Source organism: Bradyrhizobium sp. NBAIM14 (assembly GCF_020193895.1).
In the GTDB taxonomy this organism is placed as follows: Bacteria; Pseudomonadota; Alphaproteobacteria; order Rhizobiales; family Xanthobacteraceae; genus Bradyrhizobium; species Bradyrhizobium yuanmingense.
In genome coordinates this window covers 1-424 of sequence record NZ_JADYVQ010000099.1, presented here as the reverse complement: position 1 = coordinate 424, position 424 = coordinate 1, and the positions used below count along the sequence as shown (strand labels likewise).

At 59.0% G+C, this 424-nt stretch carries 1 protein-coding gene; it reads right to left on the bottom strand.

From position 1 onward, the window contains the following. Positions 1–424 (bottom strand): DUF3141 domain-containing protein (locus I6F28_RS37180; protein ID WP_225143963.1); only part of this gene is annotated, 424 nt, incomplete at both ends.

Genomic DNA, 424 nt, shown 5'->3' with positions numbered 1-424 from the left:
ACGATGGGTCCTGTCAAGTCAGGGTTTGTTGCGGCGAGAACGAGGGTCGCCCAGCCTGCTTGGCAGTTGCCGATAATGGCCGGCAGAGGCGCGCGCGGATGCCGGCGGATCACTTCTCGAACAAACGCCGCTTCCGCATAGGCCACATCAGAGAGTTGCTGATCCTGCTCCGGCTCGCGACGGAAGCTCACCAGATAAACCGGATGACCTTCGCGCAATGCGACGCCGAGCTGACTATCGTGCTCGTGAGCTCCCACACCCGCAGTGTGTCCCGCTCGTGGAGGGATGATAACAAAGGGCCGACGACGGGAGTAATCGACCGTAACATCTTGCGACGGGATGATGCGCAGCAATACGAAGTTGGACTTTACGGGAAGATCCCTTCCGTCCATGATCTTCTCGTACTCGTAGAAAAGAACCGGCG